Annotated in this window: 17 protein-coding genes; 15 read left to right on the top strand and 2 right to left on the bottom strand. The window is 46.5% G+C overall.

Features of this window, described 5'->3' with window-relative positions:
- The first annotated feature begins 2 nt into the window (after positions 1-2).
- The 13 genes from ABIX36_RS20535 (at position 3) to ABIX36_RS20595 (ending at position 18,718) form a co-directional block, all read left to right on the top strand.
- Complete coding sequence (locus ABIX36_RS20535) at positions 3-932, top strand: hypothetical protein (protein WP_348084045.1); 930 nt, start codon at positions 3-5, stop codon at positions 930-932.
- Between the two features lie 110 nt (positions 933-1,042).
- Positions 1,043-2,548, top strand: coding sequence for an MFS transporter (locus ABIX36_RS20540; RefSeq protein ID WP_348084046.1), 1,506 nt, complete (start codon positions 1,043-1,045; stop codon positions 2,546-2,548).
- Between the two features lie 168 nt (positions 2,549-2,716).
- The gene (locus tag ABIX36_RS20545; protein ID WP_348084047.1) at positions 2,717-3,448 is read left to right on the top strand and encodes a polyprenol monophosphomannose synthase; all 732 of its coding nucleotides are present in this window, start codon (positions 2,717-2,719) and stop codon (positions 3,446-3,448) included.
- A gap of 113 nt (positions 3,449-3,561) precedes the next feature.
- A complete protein-coding gene (gene ruvB / locus ABIX36_RS20550) occupies positions 3,562-4,584 on the top strand; it encodes a Holliday junction branch migration DNA helicase RuvB (protein ID WP_348084048.1) in 1,023 nt (340 codons plus the stop codon).
- A gap of 164 nt (positions 4,585-4,748) precedes the next feature.
- Positions 4,749-5,342: a sigma-70 family RNA polymerase sigma factor gene (locus ABIX36_RS20555; protein ID WP_348084049.1), complete on the top strand. Its 594-nt coding sequence runs from the start codon at positions 4,749-4,751 to the stop codon at positions 5,340-5,342.
- A gap of 88 nt (positions 5,343-5,430) precedes the next feature.
- The gene (locus ABIX36_RS20560) at positions 5,431-6,624 is read left to right on the top strand and encodes a FecR family protein (protein WP_348084050.1); all 1,194 of its coding nucleotides are present in this window, start codon (positions 5,431-5,433) and stop codon (positions 6,622-6,624) included.
- A 306-nt stretch (positions 6,625-6,930) separates the two neighbouring features.
- Positions 6,931-10,272, top strand: a complete 3,342-nt coding sequence (locus tag ABIX36_RS20565) for a TonB-dependent receptor (RefSeq protein WP_348084051.1) — start codon at positions 6,931-6,933, stop codon at positions 10,270-10,272.
- Between the two features lie 26 nt (positions 10,273-10,298).
- Complete coding sequence (locus ABIX36_RS20570; protein ID WP_348084052.1) at positions 10,299-11,798, top strand: RagB/SusD family nutrient uptake outer membrane protein; 1,500 nt, start codon at positions 10,299-10,301, stop codon at positions 11,796-11,798.
- A gap of 81 nt (positions 11,799-11,879) precedes the next feature.
- Positions 11,880-14,162, top strand: coding sequence for a GH92 family glycosyl hydrolase (locus tag ABIX36_RS20575; protein ID WP_348084053.1), 2,283 nt, complete (start codon positions 11,880-11,882; stop codon positions 14,160-14,162).
- Positions 14,163-14,184: 22 nt separating this feature from the next.
- Entirely contained in the window at positions 14,185-15,345 is a 1,161-nt protein-coding gene (locus ABIX36_RS20580) for a Gfo/Idh/MocA family oxidoreductase (RefSeq protein ID WP_348084054.1), read from the top strand.
- An 86-nt stretch (positions 15,346-15,431) separates the two neighbouring features.
- Positions 15,432-16,343 (top strand): polysaccharide deacetylase family protein, encoded by a 912-nt coding sequence (locus ABIX36_RS20585; protein ID WP_348084055.1) that lies wholly within the window; start codon positions 15,432-15,434, stop codon positions 16,341-16,343.
- Positions 16,344-16,362: 19 nt separating this feature from the next.
- Entirely contained in the window at positions 16,363-17,079 is a 717-nt protein-coding gene (locus tag ABIX36_RS20590) for a phytanoyl-CoA dioxygenase family protein (RefSeq protein ID WP_348084056.1), read from the top strand.
- A gap of 406 nt (positions 17,080-17,485) precedes the next feature.
- Positions 17,486-18,718: a sodium:proton antiporter gene (locus tag ABIX36_RS20595; protein ID WP_348084057.1), complete on the top strand. Its 1,233-nt coding sequence runs from the start codon at positions 17,486-17,488 to the stop codon at positions 18,716-18,718.
- On the opposite strand, the gene ABIX36_RS20600 is transcribed toward ABIX36_RS20595, so the two are convergent.
- Positions 18,708-19,790 (bottom strand): winged helix DNA-binding domain-containing protein, encoded by a 1,083-nt coding sequence (locus ABIX36_RS20600; RefSeq protein WP_348084058.1) that lies wholly within the window; start codon positions 19,788-19,790, stop codon positions 18,708-18,710. The two genes, ABIX36_RS20595 and ABIX36_RS20600, sit on opposite strands and share 11 nt — an antisense overlap.
- Positions 19,791-20,006: 216 nt before the next feature.
- Between ABIX36_RS20600 and mutS the strand changes: the two genes are divergently transcribed.
- Both mutS and ABIX36_RS20610 read left to right on the top strand, forming a co-directional pair.
- Complete coding sequence (gene mutS, locus ABIX36_RS20605; RefSeq protein WP_348084059.1) at positions 20,007-22,619, top strand: DNA mismatch repair protein MutS; 2,613 nt, start codon at positions 20,007-20,009, stop codon at positions 22,617-22,619.
- Between the two features lie 219 nt (positions 22,620-22,838).
- Complete coding sequence (locus tag ABIX36_RS20610; RefSeq protein WP_348084060.1) at positions 22,839-23,426, top strand: C40 family peptidase; 588 nt, start codon at positions 22,839-22,841, stop codon at positions 23,424-23,426.
- 26 nt (positions 23,427-23,452) lie between these two features.
- Here the strand turns inward: ABIX36_RS20610 and ABIX36_RS20615 are convergent, their stop codons facing one another.
- A complete protein-coding gene (locus ABIX36_RS20615; RefSeq protein ID WP_348084061.1) occupies positions 23,453-24,190 on the bottom strand; it encodes a TMEM175 family protein in 738 nt (245 codons plus the stop codon).
- Between the last annotated feature and the right edge of the window lie 17 nt (positions 24,191-24,207).

Consider the following 24,207-nt stretch of genomic DNA (forward strand, 5'->3'; position numbering starts at 1 on the left):
CGGTGCAAAAAACATCCATTATTTTCTTCTTTTTACTTTTTAATGCCTGTTTTTCCTTTGCCCAGCATTCTGATGATAGCGGCAATCAAAAACTGCTGCGTATGTACCAGGATAGTCTTGCTAACCTGGGTAAACGCTTTATAAACGACACCAACGACCTGGCCCGCAAAGCGGCTAACTATAAGTTCATCCCCACGCTGGTATCTGCCTTAAAAGTTAACAATTCATTCCGTTTCCCGTTCGATTCGGTAAAAAGTGTGAGCATTATTAACGCGCCCGATAACCGTTTCCGCATCATCAGCTGGCATGTAATGAATGCCGATGGCAGCTACCGCTTTTACGGAACCATACAAATGAACACCGGAGATAAGCTGGTAATGTACCCCCTGGAAGATTACTCCCCGCTATTAAAAAACCCCGAAGACAGCCTCACCAATAATCGCAAATGGTACGGCGCCCAGTATTATAAGATCATCCGGGTAGATACCGGCAATCCCTATTATGTTTTACTGGGCTGGAAAGGCAGCACCGTCCGCTCCAATAAAAAAGTGATAGATGTGATCTCATTCAACCGGGACAATAAACCGGTAATGGGCATGGGCGTTTTTAATGGCAACGGCAAAAACCGTAAGCGTGTGGTGTTTGAATATACCCGGCAAGCATCTATGTTGCTGCGCTATGTGCCCGAACAGAACCTCATCGTTTTTGACCACCTGGCCCCGCCAGACCCAAAAATGAAGGATAAGCCCGATACCTTTGGGCCCGACCTGAGTTACGATGGCTATAAACTAAAAGAAGGTAAATGGGTATTTGTAGAGAACCTGGATATGCGTAACATCCCACAACCCGAAGACGCTGGTTTTGTAGACCCAAAAAAGCAAGCGATCATTGATAGAGACCAGGTACCGGTAAAAAAAACAATACAGCAGTAAATAAACCAATTAACCATCATTGATATACCCTTCTGTAATAATTTCGGTATAAAATTTTGGTTTAGTATAATTATAGTATTTTTAAAGCAAATTTTATCCCCACCACGATAATGCAGGAAACCCCGATAGCGTCAGAAAAGCCGAAAGGCCGTATCCCCAGTAGTGTACCCTTTATTATAGGCAACGAATTTGCCGAACGTTTTAGCTTTTACGGAATGCGCAGCATATTGGCTGTATTCCTGGTGCACCAGTTTTTCAGTCACGATGCTACCGCCATAGCCAACGCAAAATCAAACAGTATAAACCACACCTTCTCTACCCTGGTATATGCCACTCCCCTTCTCGGCGCCATCCTGGCCGACTGGTTCTTTGGCAAATACCGGGTCATCCTCATCGGTTCGTTGATATACACCATAGGTCACTTTTTACTGTCGATGTTTGATACCTCGCTTAGCGGCTTCCAAACCGGATTGATCATCATCGCGTTCTCGGCAGGGGCCATTAAATCCTGCGTATCCGCCAACGTGGGCGATCAGTTCGACCATAGCAACCAGCATTTAATGAGCAGCATTTACAGCTGGTTCTATTTCAGTATCAACGCTGGCTCCATGGTGAGTTTAGCGCTGATCCCCGTTATTTACGAAAAATGGGGCGCTTCATGGGCGTTTGGAGTACCGGGGATACTGATGGCATTAGCCACTATCATCTTCTTCTCGGGCAGCAAACGGTATATTAAGCTACCGCCAAAAGGAATTAATAAAGATAATTTTGTATCAGTAAGTTTCTATGCACTCATGTGCAAGTTCAATGGCAAAACAAAAGCCAGCGGGAAAACCGCTTGGGAATGCGCCGAAGCCAGGTATGGTGAAGAAAAAGTTGACGGCATAAAAGCAGTTTGGCGCGTTATGGCCGTATTTGCCTTTATCCCGGTTTTCTGGTCGCTTTGGGATATGAACAGTGCCGAATGGGTGCTGCAATCGAAAGAGTTAGATCTTAGCCTCGGCATTTTTGGCTGGACGGTTCTGCCATCGCAGATCCAAACCGTAAACGCTTTCTTCCTGCTTGCGTTTATCCCTATCTTCAATTACGGCTTATACCCTTTAGTACAAAAACTGGGCATTAAGTTAACCCCGCTGCGTAAAATTGGCTTTGGTTTGTTTGTAACCGGCTTTAGCTTTGTCATCATCGCTTTACTGCAAGTGAAGGTTGATGCAGGCCAGCACCCATCCGTTTGGTGGCAAATACTGGCTTTTGCTATCCTTTCTGCAGGCGAAGTATTGGTATCTATCACTGGCCTGGAGTATGCTTACACCCAATCGCCGCCATCTATGAAAAGCACCATGACAGCCATTTGGTATTTCACTTACTCTATCGGTTCGTTCTTCAACGCGGTAGTAAATAACAGCATCGCGGGTGGCGGTATGTTTAAAACCTTTACCGGCGCATCGTTCTTCTGGCTGTTCGTGGCCATCTGTTTTGGTTTTGTGGTGGTATTTGTGTTTGTGAGTCCCTTCATCAAGGAGAAAGCTTACCTGGCTGCCGATGTGTTGGCAAAAGGCATGGATATCCGCGACGATCACACCAGCAAAATTCATCCCGATAACCCTATCGTGTAAAATATTTACTCGCCTAAGCCGTTTGCATTTAAGGCAAAAGATAGCGTGTAAAGAAAATATTACCTAAAAATTACAGGATCGCTGCAGCTTTCCTGTTTTTTTATTTTGAACCATTATAAATTGGGTTATTTTAGCCGTTTACATTTACCTCATTTCAACTATTGATAAGTGCCGGATAGTATAGTAATTATACCAACCTACAACGAGAAGGAAAACATCGAAAGGATGATTCACAAGGTATTTTCGCTTGTGCACGATTTCCATTTACTTATTGTCGATGACGGGTCGCCCGATGGCACTGCAAAAATTGTAAAATCATTACAGCGCGATTACGGCGAAAAGCTTTTCATTGTAGAACGAACGGGCAAACTGGGTTTAGGTACGGCCTACATCCACGGTTTTAAATGGGCCATTGCCAACCATTACGATTATGTTTTTGAGATGGATGCCGATTTTTCGCATAACCCAGACGACTTGCTTCGCCTGCGCCAGGCCTGTATAGATGATAACGACGCGGTTATCGGTTCCCGGTATATCAAAGGGGTTAACGTGGTTAACTGGCCCATGAGCAGGGTGCTGATGAGTTATTTCGCATCGGTTTACGTGCGCTTTATTACCGGTATTGATATACAGGATTCTACCGCCGGCTTTATGTGCTACAGGCGCAAAGTACTGGAAACCATCGAACTGGATAAAGTAAAATTTGTAGGTTACGCGTTCCAGATAGAAATGAAATTCACTACCATAAAACATGGTTTCAGGATAAAAGAGATCCCCATCATCTTTACCGACCGCACTGCCGGCACCTCCAAAATGTCAAAAGGCATTTTCAAAGAAGCCGTGTTTGGCGTACTGCAAATGAAATTCAACAGCATCTTCAGGAAGTATCCAGAGGGGTAGATTTGAGATGTGAGATATCAGATGTGAGATAAGGCCTTGCTGCTAAGCATTTTTGTCTCAAATCTCAAATCTCGTATCTAACATCTAACTAAAAAATACTAATTTCGTTGGCAATGAATGAAAATCTCGACCCGGAACGTGAGCACCTATCCCCTGCCGAACGCGATATAGAAAAAGTATTGCGCCCGCAGGCTTTTGAAGATTTTACAGGGCAACATAAGATATTAGCCAACTTAAAAATATTTGTACAGGCCGCCCGCCAGCGTGGCGAAGCGCTGGACCATGTGTTGCTTCACGGCCCGCCGGGGCTGGGCAAAACTACCCTCTCGCACATTGTGGCCAACGAGATGGGCGTGGGTATTAAAATAACATCGGGCCCGGTGCTTGATAAACCCGGCGACCTGGCCGGCCTGCTCACCAACCTGGAGACCGGCGACATCCTTTTTATAGACGAGATCCACCGCCTCAGTCCGCTGGTAGAAGAATACCTGTACTCGGCCATGGAGGACTTTAAGATAGATATTATGCTGGAGAGCGGGCCAAACGCGCGTTCGGTGCAGATCTCATTGAACCCTTTCACTCTTGTTGGTGCAACCACCCGCTCGGGATTGCTTACCGCGCCGTTAAGGGCAAGATTTGGGATCAATGCCCGGCTGGAATATTACGATGCTAAACTGTTAACCACCATCGTATTACGTTCTTCATCCATATTAAAAACGCCCATCAGCGATGAAGGTGCCTATGAAATTGCCCGCCGCAGCCGCGGTACGCCGCGTATAGCAAACGCCCTGTTGCGCCGCACACGCGATTTTGCCCAGATAAAAGGCGATGGCAATATTGATACCGCCATTGCCAAGTACGCCCTGAACGCCCTTAATGTGGATGAGCACGGGCTCGACGAGATGGATAACAAGATCCTGAGCACCATTATAGATAAATTTAAGGGCGGCCCTGTTGGCCTGAAAACCATAGCCACCGCCGTTGGCGAAGAAGAAGGCACCATTGAAGAAGTTTACGAGCCTTTTTTGATACAGGAAGGTTTTTTAATGCGAACAGCCCGCGGCCGCGAGGCTACAGAGGCCGCTTATAAGCATTTGGGCAGGATAAAACTGGGGGGCAATCCGTCATTATTTTAACATAATTGCGCGACGGTGGAAATTTATCATTGGTTAAATATTTACCAATCAGGAAATTAAAAAGTGTCTGTTTTACACAATGTGATACTTTTTTAACATTAAAACATTATTGGGGTTGCAGTTGTAGTTAATTTTTTATTATTTGCCTGCACCAATAACAGCCTATGTTAGACGTAATACCTTGCGAAAACGAGTTACTCCTAAGAGTTGCCGGTGGAGATGAACACGCCTTTAGCGAACTGTTCAACACCCATCACCAGCTTTTAGGTACCCATATATACCGTATAACCGGATCTGCTGAGCTTGCGGAAGAAGTGGTGCAGGACGTTTTCCTGAAAATATGGCTCAGCCGCGAAAGCCTTGCGGCGGTGCAGCATTTCAAAGCCTATTTGTTTGTAATTTCTAAAAATCATGCGCTCAACTGCCTGCGAAAGCTCGCTAAAGAACGCCTCCGCCAAAAAACCATCGAAGAAAACGCGATGGTACTGATCCCTGAAGAAAGCAGCGGCTTAGATGCTTACTACAGCCTGCTTGACGAGGCCATTGACCACCTGCCGCCGCAGCAGCAAAAGGTATACCTGCTTAGCCGCCACAAGCGCTTAAAGTATGATGAGATAGCCAGCCAGATGGGCCTCTCTCGCGAAACCGTGAAGAAATATCTGCAGGCATCTACCCATTCCATCACCAATTTTGTGCAGTCGAACATGGATATGTCTGCCGTAATTGCGCTCGCTGCAATTATTTTGAAAAAAAGTTAAGAAGCAATAGCCCCTTTTTATTCGCCGTTTGTGTCTTTAACATAAAGCTCCCCTGCTTTATACGCTGCCAATTATTGAACAACATTTAATGAAAACATCCAGGTTGAGGTTGCAATACCTTTTTGATAAATATTATAACAAAACGGCCACTCCGCAGGAGCGCGACGAGCTATTTGCTATAGTAGATGCCGGCAAGTGCGATGAAGAGTTGTCACGCTATGTCCGCCAGGCCTGGGACGAGCTTAAACCGGGTGAGTCTTTTTTTGATGCTGATAAATCAAATGCCATTCTAAAAAACATACTGGGCTCCGTCGATACCGATAACAGCCGGAAGCCCGGCCGAACGTTGATCTTATGGGGGAAAATTGCAGCGGCTGCTGTGGCACTTATTTTTATCTCGCTTTGCACTTACTGGCATTTATATCCTAAAAAGGAAACGCAAACACATGCTAAAGCAGTTAAACACCCTGCGCATGACGCTTTACCGGGCGGCAACAAGGCTATACTTACCCTCGCCAACGGCAAAACCATTATTCTGGATAACGCCCAAAACGGAACGCTGGCTAAGCAAGGCGCTACCATAGTTAAAAAAACCGCAGACGGCCAGCTACTGTATAACTCCGCCGCCATGGCCGATAATAGCCCCATCCCATCCATCAATACCATTGTAACGCCACGCGGCGGACAATACCAGGTTATTTTACCCGATGGCACCAAAGTTTGGTTAAATGCGGCATCGTCATTACGCTTTCCTACGGTTTTTACCGGCAAAACCCGCGAGGTTGATATAACCGGCGAGGCTTATTTCGAAGTGGCCAAAAACCCGGCGATGCCTTTTAAAGTGAAAACCAACCGTGCCGAAATTGAGGTACTGGGCACCCATTTCAACGTAATGGCCTACGATGACGAGACCACGATGAAGACAACCCTGCTGGAAGGCGCCGTAAATATTAAAAGCGGAAGCTTTAGCGCCATCCTCAAACCCGGCCAGCAGGCACAGATAACCGCCAACGGCCAAAGCAAAGTGGTTGATGATGTGGATGTAAACGACGAAACCGCCTGGAAAAACGGCATCTTCCAGTTCAGGGACGCGGGGATAGATATGATATTGCGCCAGGCATCACGCTGGTACGATGTGGACGTGATCTACAAAGGCAAAATCCCCCACCGGGAATTTAATGGCCGCATAGCGCGCAGTGTAAAAGCATCGGAGTTGCTTAATATGCTGGAGTACACCGGCTTTAAATTAAAAATTGAAGGAAAGAACATCATCGTTTTATAAAGAGCCAAAAAAACACGCAATATACATTACCAACATTCACCTTTAAAAAACGCACCATGATTGAAGAACTACGACGACGACCAAGTTAGCCCGCAAAGCGAACCCGGTTGGGCTAAACGTGCCAACAGATCATAAAAAAACCGGGAAGTGTTTCGACCACTTCTCCGGCTAAATATCTGGGTTCCCCAACCATCGCAATCTGACGAATTGAAACTTAATGTTTAACCCAAACTCTACAAACTTATGAATTTTAATTCTAAGGCCCTGCCCCTGGCGTGGCCTAAACTTTCCAAAATTATTTTGGTTATGAAACTCACTGCCATTTTAATAATTGCAGCACTCACCAACATCAGCGCCAAAACTTACAGCCAGGTGGTTTCTTTAAAACAAAAGAACACCTCGGTTGAAAAGATCCTGCGCCAGATAGAAAAACAAACCGGTTATCATTTTATGTATGATAAGCAGGATGTATCAAGAGCGGGCGCTATCAATATCGAAGTATCGAAGGTTACTATTGCCGAAGCACTCGACAAAGCCTTTGAAGGACAGCCGCTTACCTACAAAATCTTCCAGGAGACCATTGTAGTAAAAAAGAAGGATGCCGACAATAACCCTGTTGAAATTAAAGCAGTAGACATTGTTGGTACCGTTACAGATGCCAAAGGCCCCTTGCCTGGTGTAAACGTAAAGCTTAAAGGTACCACAACCGGTACAGTAACCGATGTTAACGGCAAATACAAGCTCACCGTACCAGAGGGCAACGGCACGTTGGTATTCAGCTTTATTGGCTACAACTCGCAGGAAGTTGCCATTAATAACCGCGCCACCATTGACGTGGTATTGGCAGAGCAGCCACAGGCACTAAGTGAGGTGGTTGTAGTGGGCTACGGCACTCAAAAACGTGTGGACCTTACCGGTTCGGTAGGCAGCGTGAGTGGTCGCCAGTTGCAGGACAGGCCGCAAACCAACCTGGAGCAGGAGCTTGCCGGAAAAATTGCCGGTGTAAACGTATCTACCAACTCGGGCGCACCGGGTGGTGCTACCAAGATCCGTATTCGTGGTTACAGCTCAATCAACACCAATACCGACCCATTGTACGTTGTTGACGGCGTGGTTTGGACAGAAGGCGGTAACTCCATTAACCCTAACGATGTAGAATCGATAGATGTACTGAAGGATGCATCCTCTACCGCTATTTATGGCACGCGCGGTGCAAACGGCGTTATTTTGGTAACCACCAAGCGTGGAAACAAAGGCGCGCCGTCATCAGTAAGTTATGATAGCTATGTAAGCGTAAGCAAAATGGCACGCAAAATACCGGTGCTAAATGCGAAACAATTTTTAGCGGTGGAAGACCAGTCGTACGCCAACATCAAAAAATACGACCCGGTTGGCTGGGCGGCAGGCAAATACGCCGATGACGACCCGAAAGTGATTCGCACGGCATTAATAGGCAAGCTGTTCGATAGTAATTTACAGCCGCTATATGATGTAGACTGGCAGGATGCAACCACCCGCACCGCGGTTAGCCAGAACCACAACCTATCGTTCACCGGCGCTACAGAAAAGCTGAACTACGGCTTATTCTTAAACTATGCCGACGACCAGGGTATCATCATCAATAGCTACTTAAAACGCTATAATGCCCGACTAACTTTTGATAACCAGGTAAAATCGTGGTTAAAAGTTGGCGCTACTTTAAACTACAATGCGCAGGATGGCCGCCTGCAGGATAATGGTACCGGTGGTAACAACATCCCGCGTATGTTAATTGAGATGCCATCTATCATCCCTATAAAATACCCCGACGGCAGCTACGGCAAACGTACCGACTACCCCAATATGGAGGGCGGCGATAACCCTGTTGCTCAGGCAAACGAAATTGTAAACCTTAATAAGATCCGCGTGTTTAGCGGTAACGGTTACTTAAATTTCAACCTGTTCCCGGGCTTGCAGTTCCGCAGTACGCTGGGAGTAACCACTTCTGCAAATTACTTCCCTAATTCGCAAACAGGTTTGGTTGGCGGCGCAACTGCCGATCAGAAGTACAGCTCGGCTTCTATCAGCGAGCGTAACAACACGTTCTGGCAATGGGAAAATCACTTCACCTACGATAAAACCTTCAACGACATCCACAAGATCAATGTGGTGGCGGGTTTCGAACGTCAGAATTTTAAACAAACAGGTTTTGGCGCATCAACTGGCAGCTTATCTGACGATTTTTATGGTTATTACAACCTTGCAGCAGGTAAGATTCCAGGCATACCTGGCTCTAATTACGACGCGTGGCAAATGCAGTCGTTTTTCGGCAGGATCAATTACAATCTCAAGGAGAAATACCTGTTAACTGTTACCGGCCGTGAAGATGGTTCATCCCGCTTCGGTAAAAACGTTAAATATGGTTTCTTCCCTTCTGCCGCATTGGCGTGGCGCGCATCGCAGGAAGCGTTTCTGAAGGATAACAAAACCATATCCGACCTAAAGTTCCGCTTAAGCTACGGGCTAACCGGTAACTCAGAGATTGGACAGTATCAATCGCAGGCCAGAATTGAGACCACCAACTATATTTTTGGCGGCGCGCAAGCCATTGGCACGCACCAAACCACTATTGGTAATGAAGATCTGTCATGGGAGAAAAATTCCGAGATAGACTTTGGTGTATCACTTGGCTTATTTAACAACCGTGTTACTTTGGAAGCCGACGCTTATCTAAAGAAAACCCAGGCCTTGCTGCTGAATGCGCCATTACCGCAAACCAGTGGCTTTGGCAGTGTTTATAAAAACATTGGCAGGCTGCAAAACAAGGGTTTGGAGTTCACCATCAGCACACAAAATATAAAAACCGATAATTTCAGCTGGAACTCTTCCTTCAATATTTCGCTGTTAAAAAGCAAGATCATTGCATTGGGTGCTAATAACGACGATATCTACCTGTCGCCGGGATTCCTGTCAGATTTTAACCTGATGCGTGTTGGCCTTGCGCCGGGCAGTTTTTACGGCTACACGGTATTAGGCACCTGGGGTACCAGCGAAGCTACTGAAGCGGCTAAATACAACCTGCTTCCGGGTGATCTAAAAATAAAGGATCTGAATGGCGACGGCAAAATCAGTGCCGACGACCGCGAAGTATTAGGAAAATCAACTCCGGATGGTTACGGTACCTTTACCAACAACTTCCGCTATAAAAACATCGATTTGGGTGTAGAGTTACAGTTTAACTATGGGAACCAGATCATGAACCTAACCCGCCACTCGGGCCAGGACCGTACCGGCCAGGCAAACAGCTACGCCACTGTATTAAACGCGTGGACACCAGAAAACCAAAACACCAGCATAGCCGAAAACAGGCCAGCCTATGTGAGGTATCAAACCGAGATCTATTCTACCAAGGTAGAAAACGGATCGTTCATACGCGGCAGGGCGGTAACACTGGGTTACAACTTTTCGAATAACATTCTTAAGAAATTAAAAATGAGCAGGCTGAGGGTATATGCACAAGGGCAAAACCTGTTCCTGATAACCAAATACACCGGTTACGATCCTGAGGTATCTACCTACAACGGCAACAGCAACTTTACCCAGGGCATCCAGTTTTATGATTATCCAAAACCAAGAACATTTCTGCTTGGTGTAAACGCAAGTTTCTAATTAAACAACAATTAATATACAGTATTATGAAGTTTAACTTAAAAAAATACAGGGTCGGGTTGCTATTACTGATCCTTACTACAGCACTTGGCAGCTGCAGAAAATATCTCGATGAAGAAAATAAAGGTAACTTTGTAAAGGATAATTACTTTACAACCGCATCGCAGGCCCAAACTTTTGTAAACGGTATTTATACCTCGTTATATATGTTCCAAAACGGCGATGCCTATGGCGAGAGCCCTTTTATTACGCTTGAATTATTTGCCGGGCATGCTACCTCACTTGGGCAAAGCGTAAACAACCGGGCCGTTATTACACAAACTACCAGTTCGGTTAACCCGGGTTTTCAAACGGTTTGGGCTAATAGTTATAACGCTATTTCAAACGCCAACATCGCCATCGCTAATATCCCCAAGATCACTATGCCCGATGCAGACAAAAAACGACTACTTGGCGAGGCCTACTTTTTAAGGGCATTCTTCTATTTCCACCTGGTAAGGCTTTATGGCGATGTGCCTTTAATTACCGAACCTGTTGCCATTAACAGCGAGAACCTGTACCCTACCCGTACCCCTATTGCCGATGTATATGCTTTGATTGTGAGCGACTTGCAGGCGGCCAAAACTTCGGGCTTAGCTGAAAAGGAAGAAACAGGCCGCGCGTCGCTTGGCGCTGTACGTACATTACTGGGCAGCGTATACTTAACTATGGCGGGCTTCCCTTTAAATAAGCCGGAGAACTATGCTTTGGCTGCACAGGAGGTTTTACCCGTGTTGAGCCAATATACCCTGTTTGACAAATACGATTACCTGCACGATAATGCCCATAAAAACACAGGCGAACTTATCTTCCAGATAAATTACCTGTTGGGTGTACGTACTAATGCCATTCCGCAACTTACACTGCCATTTAATTTACAGGTAGGTGCCTACGGTGATCACCTTGGAGCCATGATCCCCACCGATGAATTTGTGGCAAGCTACGAGAGCGGCGACCTGCGTGCACAGGAAAGGCAATTTTATTTCTCCAGTTATCCTAAAGACAAAGACCCAAATACAATCATACAATTTGGCGAGCACGCTTTATACAAGTTTTTCCATGTAGAAAGCGCATTAGGCAATGGTAGTTCTGACGAGAACTGGACATTGCTGCGTTTACCAGAGGCAATGCTGATATATGCCGAGGCAAGCAACGAAGCCGGGGGTTCGCCTAATTCAACTGCATATGCGCAGATAAATGCCATCAGGACCCGTGCTAAACTTGCTCCGTTAAGTGGTCTGTCTAAAGATGCCTTCAGGGAAGCCGTTTGGCGCGAGCGTTACCACGAGTTGGCCTATGAGGATAAAGCGTACTTCGATATCCAGCGTACGCATAAGGTGTATAATGTTACAAACAACACCTTTGGTGATGCCACCTCCACCCCTAATGAACAGGGTGTAACCATGAAACAGCAATACTACCTGTGGGCAATACCGCAGCGAGAAATAAACACCAACACTAAACTCACTCAAAACCCCGGTTGGTAACAAAATAAATATAAAAGACTGGCAATACCCGCCAGTCTTTTATATTTACCGCCGGTTTAGTCCGCCAACATCAATTCACATATGAAAAAAAGTTTCCTTTTTTTAAGTTCGATACTCTTAGCCACCACCACATTTGCCCAGCAGGCACCAAAAATAACCGACCCGGTTGAATGGATAAACCCATTGATGGGCACCCAATCTAAATACGACCTGAGTAATGGTAACACCTACCCTGCCATTGCCCTGCCCTGGGGAATGAACTTTTGGACTCCGCAAACGGGCAAAATGGGCGACGGATGGCAGTACACTTACGATGCTTATAAGATAAACGGCTTTAAACAAACCCACCAGCCATCTCCCTGGATGAACGACTATGGGCAGTTTGCCATTATGCCTGCAACAGGCAAGCTAAAAGTTACGCAAAACGGCCGTCAAAGCTGGTTTTCGCATAAAACAGAGATTGCCAAACCCTACTACTACAGCGTTTACCTGGCCGACCATGATGTTACTACCGAGATAACGCCTACGGAGCGCAGCGCGCAATTCAGGTTCACCTACCCAAAATCAGATAGCTCATTTATTGTGATAGACGCCTTTGATAAAGGTTCCTACATCAAGGTATTGCGTGGCGAAGGTAAAATAGTGGGTTACTCTACCAAGTATGCCCGCGGTCCGTTAAAAAACTTTAAAAATTACTTTGTTATTTATGTAGATAAACCAATAGCGCTGTCACAGCTTTACAGCGATAGTACTTTGAACGACGGCAGCGAACTCACTGCAAAGCATGTGAGCGCGATCATTGGTTTCAAAACTGCAAAAGGCGAGAAAGTACACCTGCGTGTAGCTTCGTCATTCATCAGCATTGAACAAGCCGACATAAGCCTGCAAAGAGAAGTGGGTAAAGATAGCTTTGATGCTACCGAAGCGAAGGCCAAAGCCACCTGGAACAAAACACTGAGCCGTTTAGCGGTTGAAGGCGGCACGGTTGACCAAACCCGCACTTTTTACTCTTGCCTTTACCGGATGCTGTTCTTCCCAAACAAAATGTACGAGGTAGACGCCAAAGGGCAAATTATGCACTGGAGCGCACAGGACGGCACGGTAAAACCCGGCTATAAATTTGCTGGTACGGGCTTTTGGGATACCTTCCGCGCTTTGTACCCTTTCCTGAATTTGGTTTACCCGGCCATCAACAAAGAGATGCAGGCCGGTTTGGTTAATGATTATAAAGAAGGTGGCTGGCTACCCGAGTGGAGTAGCCCGGGTTACTCGGACGTTATGGTTGGTAACAACTCCGCGTCGGTAGTATCTGATGCTTACCTTAAAGGTGGCCGCGGTTACGATATCAATACGCTCTACGAAGCCCTAACCCATGGTGCCAATAATGATGGCCCGAGGGCTACCGGCCGTGATGGTGTTGACTATTACAATTCGCTTGGATATGTGCCTTACGACGTAAAGATAAACGAGAACGCCGCACGCACTTTGGAGTATGCATATGACGATTTCACCATATATAAATTAGGCAAAGCCCTGGGACGCCCAACTGCTGAAACCGACGTGTACAAACAACGCAGCATGAACTACAAAAACCTGTTCGACCCGCAAACCGGGTTAATGCGCGGTAAAAACAAGGACGGTAAATTCCAGACCCCTTTTAACCCTTTTAAATGGGGTGATGCTTTTACCGAAGGAAATAGCTGGCACTACACCTGGAGCGTTTTCCATGATATCAACGGGCTTATCAGTTTGATGGGTGGCAAGGAAAAATTTGTGACCAAGTTGGATTCGGTATGGTCGTTACCACCGGTATTTGATGACAGTTACTACGGTGAAGTTATCCACGAGATCCGCGAGATGCAGATTGCCGGCATGGGCCAGTACGCACACGGTAATCAGCCTATCCAGCACATGCCTTACCTGTACAACTACGCCGGCCAGCCATGGAAAACCCAAACCCATGTGCGCGATGTAATGAACAAGCTTTATAAAGCCACCCCCGACGGTTACTGCGGTGATGAGGATAACGGACAAACATCGGCCTGGTACGTATTTTCGGCAATGGGCTTTTACCCGGTTTGCCCATCCAGCGGCCAATATGTGTTGGGTACACCTTTGTTTAAAAAACTCACACTGACCTTGGAGAATGGCAAAAAAGTGATCATTAACGCGCCAACAAACAGCGATGCTAACCGTTATGTAAGCGCTTTAACCGTAAATGGTAAAGCGTACGATTACAACTGGCTTAGCCACGCGGCGTTATTAAACGGCGGTGTGCTGAATTTCAGCATGTCGGCAACGCCAAACAAAGCAAGAGGCATTAAGGCCGAAGACGTACCATATTCATTATCAACAGAAAAGTAAAAAAAGAGGATATATTAGCAGCATGAAATTAACGCGGTTTTTATTTTGCCTGGCCATACTTTCGGCTGTATTGAGATCATTTTCTTTTGCGCAGGATACGGTAAAGGCAAAAATTACCCCGCCGGTGGTAAAGGTGCTGCCTCCATCGCCGCCGCCGGTATTGATGAGTACGCTTAGGCTGGGCATAGCGGGCATGTCGCACGATCATGTGAACGGCATCCTTAACGACTACCAGCAGGGCAAAGTTATTATTGTTGGTATTGCCGAAGCGGATAAAGCGCTCCGCGCCAAATACCAGGAAAAATACAAGTTACCAGATTCCATCTTTTTTGACGATTTGAAGAAGATGGCCGTAACCACCAAACCCGATGCGGTACTGGGCTATAACCCGGTTGCCAAACACATTGATGTGGTGGAGATCTGCGCCCCTTTAGGCATCAGCGTAATGGTAGAAAAACCGCTCGCTGCTACCCTTGCACAGGCTAAGCGCATGGAGTTTTTAGCGTTGAAGTATTATATTAAACTGCTTACCAACTACGAAACTACCTGGTACCCCTCCTACCAGCATGTTTATAACATGGCATCGAAGGACAGCATAGGCCGGATCCGCAAAATGGTGGTGCACGATGGGCACCAGGGACCAAAGGAAATTGGTTGCAGCAAAGAATTTTTAAGTTGGCTGACCGACCCTGAACTAAACGGCGGCGGCGCCCTTATCGACTTTGGCTGCTACGGTGCCGACCTGATGACCTGGCTGATGGAAGGCCAGAAACCAATTGCCGTAACGGCTGTTGCACGCCACTTTAAACTGAATGTTTATCCCAAAGTGGAAGATGATGTTAATATTTTAATAGAATACCCTACCGCCACCGGGCTCATAGAAGCATCATGGAATTGGCCATTCTCGATAAAGGACCTGGAAGTTTTTGGCGATAAAGGCTACATGCACGCGCTCGACCGAACCAACGTTCTGACCAGGGTAAACGATAACGTAAGCAATGCCAACATCACCAATGCTTTGGAAGCACCGCTGGATAACCCGGTTACCTACCTGCCGCTGGTACTTAAAAACCGACTACTTGGCATTAACGACCGCTCCTCGCTAAAATATAATATGACGGTGATGCAGATACTCGACGCAGCCAAACGTTCCATTGCCGAGGGTAAGCGGATAGTGCTTTAATTCTATTTTATTTATTAACAGTTAATAATATATCCTTTAGAATTGTATTATTTTAGCGCCCTAACTATAAACAATCATCCATCGCTATGTTAAAACAATTTTCTGCCCTGTTACCATTGTTCGTTTTTGGCATGGTTTCCTGCCAGTCCAAACCATCATCAACCGATAAAAAAGCAAACGATACCGTTGCCACCACGCAAACCAGCTCGCCCGATGTGGTAGCCAAGCTGGCAACCGGCCCGGTAGATAATGCCGCAGTAATGGCCCGCAAACAAGTACCAATTGTTTGCTACCACCAAATACGCGACTGGAAAGCTACCGACAGCAAAGGCGCTAAAGATTATATTGTACAAATAGCGGCTTTTAAAGAGCACATAAAAATGCTGGCCGATAGCGGTTATCATACCATCCTGCCAAATCAGCTATATAATTATTTAACTACCGGTGCCGCGCTACCCAAGAAACCTATCATGCTCACGTTTGATGATACGGATCTGGATCAGTTTACCATTGCTGCCCCGGAGTTGAAGAAATATGGTTTTAAAGCCGTTTATTTTGTGATGACCGTATCTATAGGCCGCCCGCATTACATGACTGCCGATATGGTTAAAAAACTATCAGACGATGGTAACGTGATTGCCAGCCACACCTGGGATCACCATCGTGTAGACAAGTACACGCATAACGGCATATTGGTGATAAAAGGCAAAAACGGCAAAATAACCAACCGCCCGGTTGATGATTGGGTTACCCAGATAGATAAGCCAACCAAAAAACTGGAAGAAATAACCGGTAAAGAGATCGTTTACTTTGCCTACCCATTTGGGATCTGGAAAAAACCGGTGTTGCCTGAGATTCAAAAAAGAGAATTCAAATTGGCTTTTCAACTTGCTGACAAACGCGACCCGGACTATCCTCTACTAACTGTTCGCCGCATATTGGATAGTGGTTACTGGAGCACCAAAACCTTCAGCAACAGCGTTAGAAATAGCTTCTAAAAAGACTTAGGCATAAGCCATGTACGGATCTCATCTTCAAAACATTGCTAACAATGGATTCACCGTTGTAGATGATGTTTTCACCGAAGATGAGATCCGTTCTGTTTTGCACGAGATCAGCAAAGCCGACGCTAACAAAAGCACATTCCGTAAATCAGCCGGGCTTTTTGCCATCAGGCAATTCCTTAAAGAAATTCCGGCAGCAAAGTCGCTCATTTTTAACGCAAAACTAAGGGCAGCTATTACCGCCTTATTTGGGGATGGTTTTGTCGTTGTGAAATCCATTTATTTTGACAAACCCGAAGAATCTAACTGGTTTGTGGCTTGGCACCAGGACCTCACCATCTCGGTAGATAAGCGAACCGACCTGCCGGGCTTTGGGCCGTGGACGGTTAAGCAAGATCGGTTCGCGGTACAGCCCCCATTACAAATTCTTGAAGATAATTTCACTATCCGCATCCACCTGGATGATGCAGATGCAGGCAACGGTGCGTTGAAGGTTGTGCCCGGCTCTCATCTCAAAGGCATCTACCGGCCCGAAACGATCGATTGGGATGTAGAGACCGAAACTACCTGTACTGTTAAGGCCGGCTGCATCATGGTAATGCGCCCTTTGCTGCTCCATGCCTCCAACCGTACAATCAACCACAAGCCCCGTAAAGTGATCCATATTGAATTTAGCAGGGCCGGGTTGCCAGGAGAGATAACCTGGGCAGAACTTTGCAAAACTCAATAATTTAAAAAATTGTTGCCACAACATAATTTTTATCCCGGATTCTATTTTCGTCCTGTAAAGCAACCTAATTAATTTATTACTGATTTTATGTTTATCACTATAACTGCTACGCAATGATGCGATAAGTTTTAGCACACCATCGCCATGAAGGGAAAGGCAGAGTTGCTTAGTTTATCAGATCAGCTTAAAAAAAGCCAGAAAAACACCGTCAGCTTAGACCAGGTTGTGCTCGATCATATTTCCGGCTAACTGGAAAGGCTGGATACCGTGATCAACAATATGGCACACGAAGCCCCGGCGCGTACCATTTACAATTAATCAGCTTAGCATCAGCATTCCGGCACATAACATATTCCATTTATTTTATCCGCTCAAATGAGCTATATTATAGGTAAATTGCGCGTATATGAGCACCCAGGAGATCATCACCATCACCATTGTACTTACTGCTTTATTTGCCTACATCAACAACCGGTTTATAAAATGGCCGCCCACCATTGGTATTATGGTACTCTCGTTGTTTTCTTCGGTTTTACTTGCAACGTTAGGTAGTTCACAGTCGTTACTCTCGGCAAAAGCCATTCAATTAGCCAGCTCGGTAGATTTTCAGGATGTGCTGATGAACTTTATGCTTAGTTTCCTGCTCTTTGCCGGGGCCATACATATCGATGCCAACAAACTTAAAAAAGAACGCTGGCCCATTTTATTACTGGCTACGGCGGGCACGCTTATTTCTACCTTCTTGGTAGGTGGCATGGTGTATTACCTCCTAATACTGTTTCACATCAGCGTACCCTTTATCTATTGCCTGCTGTTTGGCGCACTGATATCCCCTACCGACCCTATAGCTGTTCTGGCGATATTAAAGCAAGCCAAAATACCCGCCTCTCTCGAACTTAAAATATCCGGCGAATCGTTGTTTAACGATGGCGTGGCGGTGGTTATCTTCATTAGCATTGCAGAGGTGGCGCGCTCCGGTGATTTTTCTGCGATGGCCGTTAGCAAGCTATTTTTGCAAGAAGCCGTTGGCGGCTTAATATTTGGCGGTGTACTTGGCTACGCAGGTTTCTGGGCATTGCGCTCCATAGATGATTATAAGGTAGAGGTTTTAATTACCCTCGCCATTGTAATGGGAGGGTATTTTTTAGCAGGCCGTTTACACATATCGGGGCCGTTGGCCATGGTGGTTGCAGGCATTGTTACCGGCAATAAAAGGCACGAGGGGTTGTCCGACGTAAGCCGCGATTACCTGGATAAATTTTGGGAGCTGATAGACGAGATCCTAAACGCGGTGCTTTTTCTGCTGATTGGGCTGGAAATGCTCATCATCAAAATAAACCCGGTGATGATGACCATTGGAGGCATCACTATCCTCATTGTTTTGCTGGCGCGATGGATCTCGGTTTTTATCCCCATATCACTATTGCGTTACAAAATAAAGTTCGAAAACAACGCGGTAATTATCCTTACCTGGGGTGGTTTGCGCGGGGGGCTTTCTGTAGCCATGGCCCTATCGCTCGGCACAAATATGTACCGCGATGAGTTTGTACTGATCACCTACATCGTAGTCGTATTCTCCATTTTGGTGCAAGGGTTAACGATTGGCAAGGTGGCGAAGCGGCTGCAAACTAAGACTTAGTTTGCACAATCAGTTTCTTCAGCCCTAAAAACTTTGCATACTGTTTTGCCGCTTTTTCAACCGCCATCAAATTCTTCTGGCTTAAGGGTTTAAAAGGCGTTATCTCTATTTCCAGCAAGTCCTTTTTTATGGTACGTTTCCAAAGCCCCTCAATTTTGCCATTGATGAGGATGGTATGGTTAAAAATAGTGCCGCGCGGGTCCACTTTGTTGATGTGCTTGACATCGACGGCAGCGCTGCGGTCTTTATAGCTCACTATATACTCGTCATAATTGGGTAGCAGACGAACGGGGTTTGCTTTAACACCGGTTAATCCCGGCTCTGTAAACCAGTAAGTATTACCTTCAGCCTCGTGACTGCTCAGTTTCGATCTAACGGCTTCCAGCCCGGCTTTGGCCTCGGTATTGGTCAGGCCGCTCCACCAGGCAAAATCGGCTACAGTTGCCGGGCCATGCGATATGAAATAACGTTCGGCAAGGGTGGCAATAGCTTCCTCTTTTTCGAGGGGTTTTGTTTTAGGCACACGCGCATCAAACAAAGCATAGGTAAACTGCTTGCCTTCCCGTCCGCCACTGCACACCAATTGTTCCAGTTCCAGATGCATCATGATGTGTACAAATCGCTGGTCGTTAGTGGCAACTCCGTGAAGATTAAGATAATCTGCGAGTTCGTCCCGTGCCATCTGCTTTTTTCCTTCCAGTGCTTTAGCTACCAACTTTTCGCATTTGTCAAGAACATGTTCATCCAACTGGAGTTCCCGATGGCGAGATGCCGCGGCAGATTGGATCCGTCGGGCCGTCAAATCAAGCATCCAACGAATATCATCGGGATGTACAAAATGCCAGGTGGGGCGCAATACGTGGGTGCGAATAATATCACCATCGGCTAAGGCTTTGTCCATTAATTCATCAGTACCATTTTTTAAACGCTGGCCCACTGCCCATTTGGCCCCGGCATAATCCTGCGACTGCACAGCGCCCATGTGCTTTACGATATCGGCAGGGCTTGTAAACTCCGGGTTTACCAAATGCTGGTTTTGAAGACGTAATTGGGTGATGCTGAAAATACTCATGACTGGTTAGCAATACACTAATATAGTAAGGTTAGCGTAATATATTTGTTTGGCAGAATTATCCGGTAAACGTCTCATCCCGGTTCGCTAATCGTGTTTAAGCAAAACCATTCACCGCTCACTACTCACCACTTAACTAACATTCCCCCAACTTTTCCACAATGGCATTAATCCAAAGGCAATGGATTAAATTAGCAGATTATTAAAAGGACAAACTTGGCCAAAACTACCGAAACCAAAGAAACGCCCCTAATGCAGCAATACAATGCCATCAAGGTGAAATATCCTGGTGCGTTGCTGCTATTCCGCGTGGGCGATTTTTACGAAACTTTTGGCGAAGATGCCATTAAAGCCGCCGGCATTTTGGGCATTACGCTCACCCGCAGGGGCAATGGCGCTGCTACTTTTATCGAATTGGCGGGTTTCCCACACCATTCGCTGGACACTTATTTACCCAAACTGGTACGTGCCGGCCAGCGCGTGGCCATCTGCGACCAGTTGGAAGACCCTAAAACCACCAAAACCATTGTAAAGCGCGGCGTTACCGAGCTGGTTACGCCGGGTGTGGCCATTAGTGACAACATTCTGCAGCAAAAGAGCAATAATTATCTCGCGTCGTTACATTTCGAAAAGAACAGTATCGGCATTGCCCTGATAGATATTTCTACCGGCGAGTTTTTAACCGCGCAGGGCAACGTGGGTTATATAGATAAACTGCTGCAAAGCTACGCGCCAAGCGAGGTGATATTCCCCAAAAGTCGCCAACACGATTTTAAAGACAATTACGGCGACCGCTTTTACACCTACACCCTTGATGATTGGCCTTACAGCGGCGATTACGCGCAGGAAACCCTGCTGAAGCATTTCGGTGTAAAGTCGCTCAAAGGTTTCGGGATCGATAAATTGAATTTAGGCATCGTAGCGGCAGGTGTTGCACTGCATTATTTAAATGAGACAGAACACCGCAACCTGCAGCACATCAGCGCTATCGGGCGCGTTGAAGAAGACCGGTACCTGTGGCTTGACAGGTTCAGCATCCGCAACCTGGAACTGGTTGGCTCGGCCAACGAAAACGCTTTAACACTGGTTGATGTGCTCGACCATACCTGCTCGCCTATGGGCGCCCGTTTGCTGCGCCGCTGGATAGTGATGCCGCTGAAAGAAATAAAACCAATAAACGACCGCCTTGGCGTTGTAGAGCATTTTATAGCGCAGGAAGAACTGCGCGAAACCTTACAGCAATACATCCGCCAGATAAGCGACCTGGAAAGGCTCATCTCTAAAATAGGGCTTCAACGCGCCAACCCCCGCGAGGTTTGCCAGTTGAAGAAAGCACTGCTGGCCATTGCCGAAATAAAAAAAATAACAGAAGCTACCGGTAGCGAACCACTGCGCGCCATTGGCGAGCAGCTAAACCCATGCCCCACCATTTGCGAAAAGATTGCCCGCGAACTGCACCCCGAGCCGCCGGTAATGCTGGTTAAAGGTTCGGTAATGAACGAAGGGATAAACGAGGAACTCGACAGGTTGCGTAAGATCGCTTTTGGCGGTAAAGGCTACCTGCTGGAGATCCAAAAGCGCGAAGCGGAAGCTACGGGCATACCATCGCTAAAAGTATCATTTAATAACGTGTTTGGTTATTACCTGGAGGTTACGCACAGCCACCGCGAAAAGGTACCCACCGAGTGGATCCGCAAGCAAACGCTGGTGAATGCCGAACGTTACATCACCCCCGAATTAAAGGAATACGAAGAGCAGATATTAGGTGCCGAAGAAAAAATACTGGCGCTGGAAACCCGGATGTATAACGACCTGCTTTATTCGTTATCGGAATACATCAAGCCTATCCAATTGAACGCGCAACTGATAGCCCGGTTGGATGTGCTGCTAAACTTCGCTACCATATCTATCAAGAACTATTACGTAAAGCCAAACGTGAACGACAGTCGCGTGCTGGATATAAAAGGCGGCCGCCACCCGGTGATAGAAAAAAACCTACCGCTGGGCGAAGAATACATTACCAACGATGTATATCTCGATTCGGATTCGCAGCAGATCATCATCATTACCGGGCCAAATATGGCGGGTAAATCGGCCTTGCTAAGGCAAACCGGCCTTATCGTGCTGATGGCGCAGATGGGCTGCTTTGTACCGGCCAAGGCCGCTTCCATTGGTTTGGTGGATAAGATCTTCACCCGTGTTGGTGCATCGGATAACCTGTCCTCTGGCGAATCAACCTTTATGGTGGAGATGAACGAAACGGCGAGTATCCTCAATAACTTGTCAGACAGAAGCCTGATTCTTTTGGATGAGATAGGTCGCGGCACCTCTACTTATGACGGAATTTCCATCGCCTGGTCTATAGCCGAATATTTGCATAACCAGACAACGGCGCGTGCCAAAACCCTTTTTGCCACCCACTACCATGAACTGAACGAACTGAGCAACACCTTTAACCGGATCAAGAATTTCAACGTATCGGTTAAAGAGGTTGGGCAACAGATCATCTTTCTGCGCAAGCTGGTACCGGGCGGCAGCGAACACAGTTTTGGGATCCACGTAGCCAAACTGGCCGGAATGCCGCAAAAGGTGCTCAACCGCGCGCACGAGATATTAAAGAAACTGGAAAACGAACGTACCGGCGGCGAGCACATCAAAGAAAGCATCCGCAAGGTGCAAAAGCAAGCGGTGCAGATGCAAATGTTCTCGATAGATGACCCGGTGCTGGTCAAGATCCGCGATACACTAAATAACCTGGATGTAAATACGCTAACCCCGGTAGAAGCCCTGATGAAACTGGACGAGATACAGCGGGTGATTAAAGGATGATAGATGTGCGGATATGCAGATGAGGATTGACAAATTTAAAATCCACGCGTCATTGCGAGGAACGAAGCAATCTCTGAACTGTGCATTACCGCTTTGAATGCCGTCGCGCGTCCTATCGGGAGATTGCTTCGTACCCCGCAAAGACGTGGTGGAGAGGCTTTGTTGAAATGTTTATAACATCCGCTGTAACGTTTTTGCGTTTAGCGATATCTTTAGTGCATGTTTTTTAAACGCCATACCAATTTTGCCTTCCTTTTTGCTGCCGCGATACTTTTAACCGCCTGCCACTCCCGTAAACTAACTGTTCGCAATATACCGGTAAGGGTAAATCGCGGCCCTTACGTAATGGTGAAGCCTGAGAAGGAAATAGCCGATAAGTACGCCACAATTATGGGCCTTAAACGCAACGATATCCAAAACGGCAGGCTTTATAGTTTTATAGACGAATGGATGGGCACCCCCTATCGCTTTGGCGGCATGGATAAAGAAGGCGTGGATTGCTCTGGCCTGGTATTCTTACTGCAACTGCAGGTATATGATCTGCCCCTACCACGCACCTGCGCCATGCAGGTAAATAATATCAAGCGTAAATATGAGGATGAACTAAAAGAAGGCGACCTGGTTTTCTTCGACTTTGATGGCAAGCAATTTAGCCATGTGGGCGTTTACCTGCAAAACGGCTACATTGTACACGCCAGCACCCGCCGCGGTGTAGTGATTGTAAAACTGCACGATAACGGCATCTATCAATATTTTTCCCGCGCGGGCTCGGTTATCGATCCCGCTTTAGCAACACCGGGAAATTAGCGCCGGTGCAGTAGGGTTATAATACTTTAATCAACTACTTCAACAGGTTTGGAAACCAGTTTTTTGCGCGAGGTGAACAGCCTGCTTAAAAATGGCTGGCTATCATTTTTGGGATAATACCTCCGCTTTAACCTGCCCATCAAAATGCCAAAAATAGCAAATACGTATACCACCATCTGCGGGTATACCGAGAAATAAGAAATCACCCACATTGCTGCAAAAACAACCGGCACTGCAACGTAGTTGAGCCGCTGTACACGCCACTCTAATATATTCTCTACTTTGGCGTTTTTGATGCAGAGCGTGCTTTTTTTTATGATCAAATAATGGATGAGTACCGTTTGTGCCACGGTTATCATCAGTATAATGCCAAAGTATATATTGAAGCCCCAGGAGTACATCATCATTTTGCGGTTCAACGCTATTAGCGACGCCGCGAAAGGGAAGAGTGATACAAAAAACAAGAATGCCAGGTTGAGTATGATCAAACCCTTATCATAATCCTTTAAAATACTGAACATGCGCAGGTGCCTTACCCAAAAAACGCCAATGAGGAAAAAGCTTAAAATGTACGCCAAAAACCTGGGCAGCAGATCGATGATGGCCTCTTTTACCTGTATTTCGCTTGCATGCCTTATGCTTTCGGGGAGTTTCATCTCCAAAACCATAATGGTGATAATGATGGCAAACACCGCGTCGCTGAATAGCACCACCCGCTCCAGTTGAAACTCTTTCTTTATTTCTTCTTCCTCGGTTATATTCATGGCTAAATATAATTTGT

Origin of the sequence: Mucilaginibacter sp. (genome assembly GCF_039925265.1) — a bacterium.
Taxonomy (GTDB): Bacteria; Bacteroidota; Bacteroidia; order Sphingobacteriales; family Sphingobacteriaceae; genus Mucilaginibacter.

What these genes read in the sequence shown, in the direction of transcription:
- ABIX36_RS20585 (WP_348084055.1), top strand. Translation starts at nt 15,432, where the DNA reads ATGTTAAAACAATTTTCTGCCCTGTTACCATTGTTCGTTTTTGGCATG.
- ABIX36_RS20565 (WP_348084051.1), top strand. Translation starts at nt 6,931, where the DNA reads ATGAAACTCACTGCCATTTTAATAATTGCAGCACTCACCAACATCAGC.
- ABIX36_RS20600 (WP_348084058.1), bottom strand. Translation starts at nt 19,790, where the DNA reads ATGAGTATTTTCAGCATCACCCAATTACGTCTTCAAAACCAGCATTTG.
- ABIX36_RS20555 (WP_348084049.1), top strand. Translation starts at nt 4,749, where the DNA reads ATGTTAGACGTAATACCTTGCGAAAACGAGTTACTCCTAAGAGTTGCC.
- ruvB (WP_348084048.1), top strand. Translation starts at nt 3,562, where the DNA reads ATGAATGAAAATCTCGACCCGGAACGTGAGCACCTATCCCCTGCCGAA.
- ABIX36_RS20595 (WP_348084057.1), top strand. Translation starts at nt 17,486, where the DNA reads ATGAGCACCCAGGAGATCATCACCATCACCATTGTACTTACTGCTTTA.
- ABIX36_RS20570 (WP_348084052.1), top strand. Translation starts at nt 10,299, where the DNA reads ATGAAGTTTAACTTAAAAAAATACAGGGTCGGGTTGCTATTACTGATC.
- ABIX36_RS20540 (WP_348084046.1), top strand. Translation starts at nt 1,043, where the DNA reads ATGCAGGAAACCCCGATAGCGTCAGAAAAGCCGAAAGGCCGTATCCCC.
- ABIX36_RS20615 (WP_348084061.1), bottom strand. Translation starts at nt 24,190, where the DNA reads ATGAATATAACCGAGGAAGAAGAAATAAAGAAAGAGTTTCAACTGGAG.
- ABIX36_RS20590 (WP_348084056.1), top strand. Translation starts at nt 16,363, where the DNA reads ATGTACGGATCTCATCTTCAAAACATTGCTAACAATGGATTCACCGTT.
- ABIX36_RS20560 (WP_348084050.1), top strand. Translation starts at nt 5,431, where the DNA reads ATGAAAACATCCAGGTTGAGGTTGCAATACCTTTTTGATAAATATTAT.
- ABIX36_RS20580 (WP_348084054.1), top strand. Translation starts at nt 14,185, where the DNA reads ATGAAATTAACGCGGTTTTTATTTTGCCTGGCCATACTTTCGGCTGTA.
- ABIX36_RS20610 (WP_348084060.1), top strand. Translation starts at nt 22,839, where the DNA reads ATGTTTTTTAAACGCCATACCAATTTTGCCTTCCTTTTTGCTGCCGCG.
- ABIX36_RS20575 (WP_348084053.1), top strand. Translation starts at nt 11,880, where the DNA reads ATGAAAAAAAGTTTCCTTTTTTTAAGTTCGATACTCTTAGCCACCACC.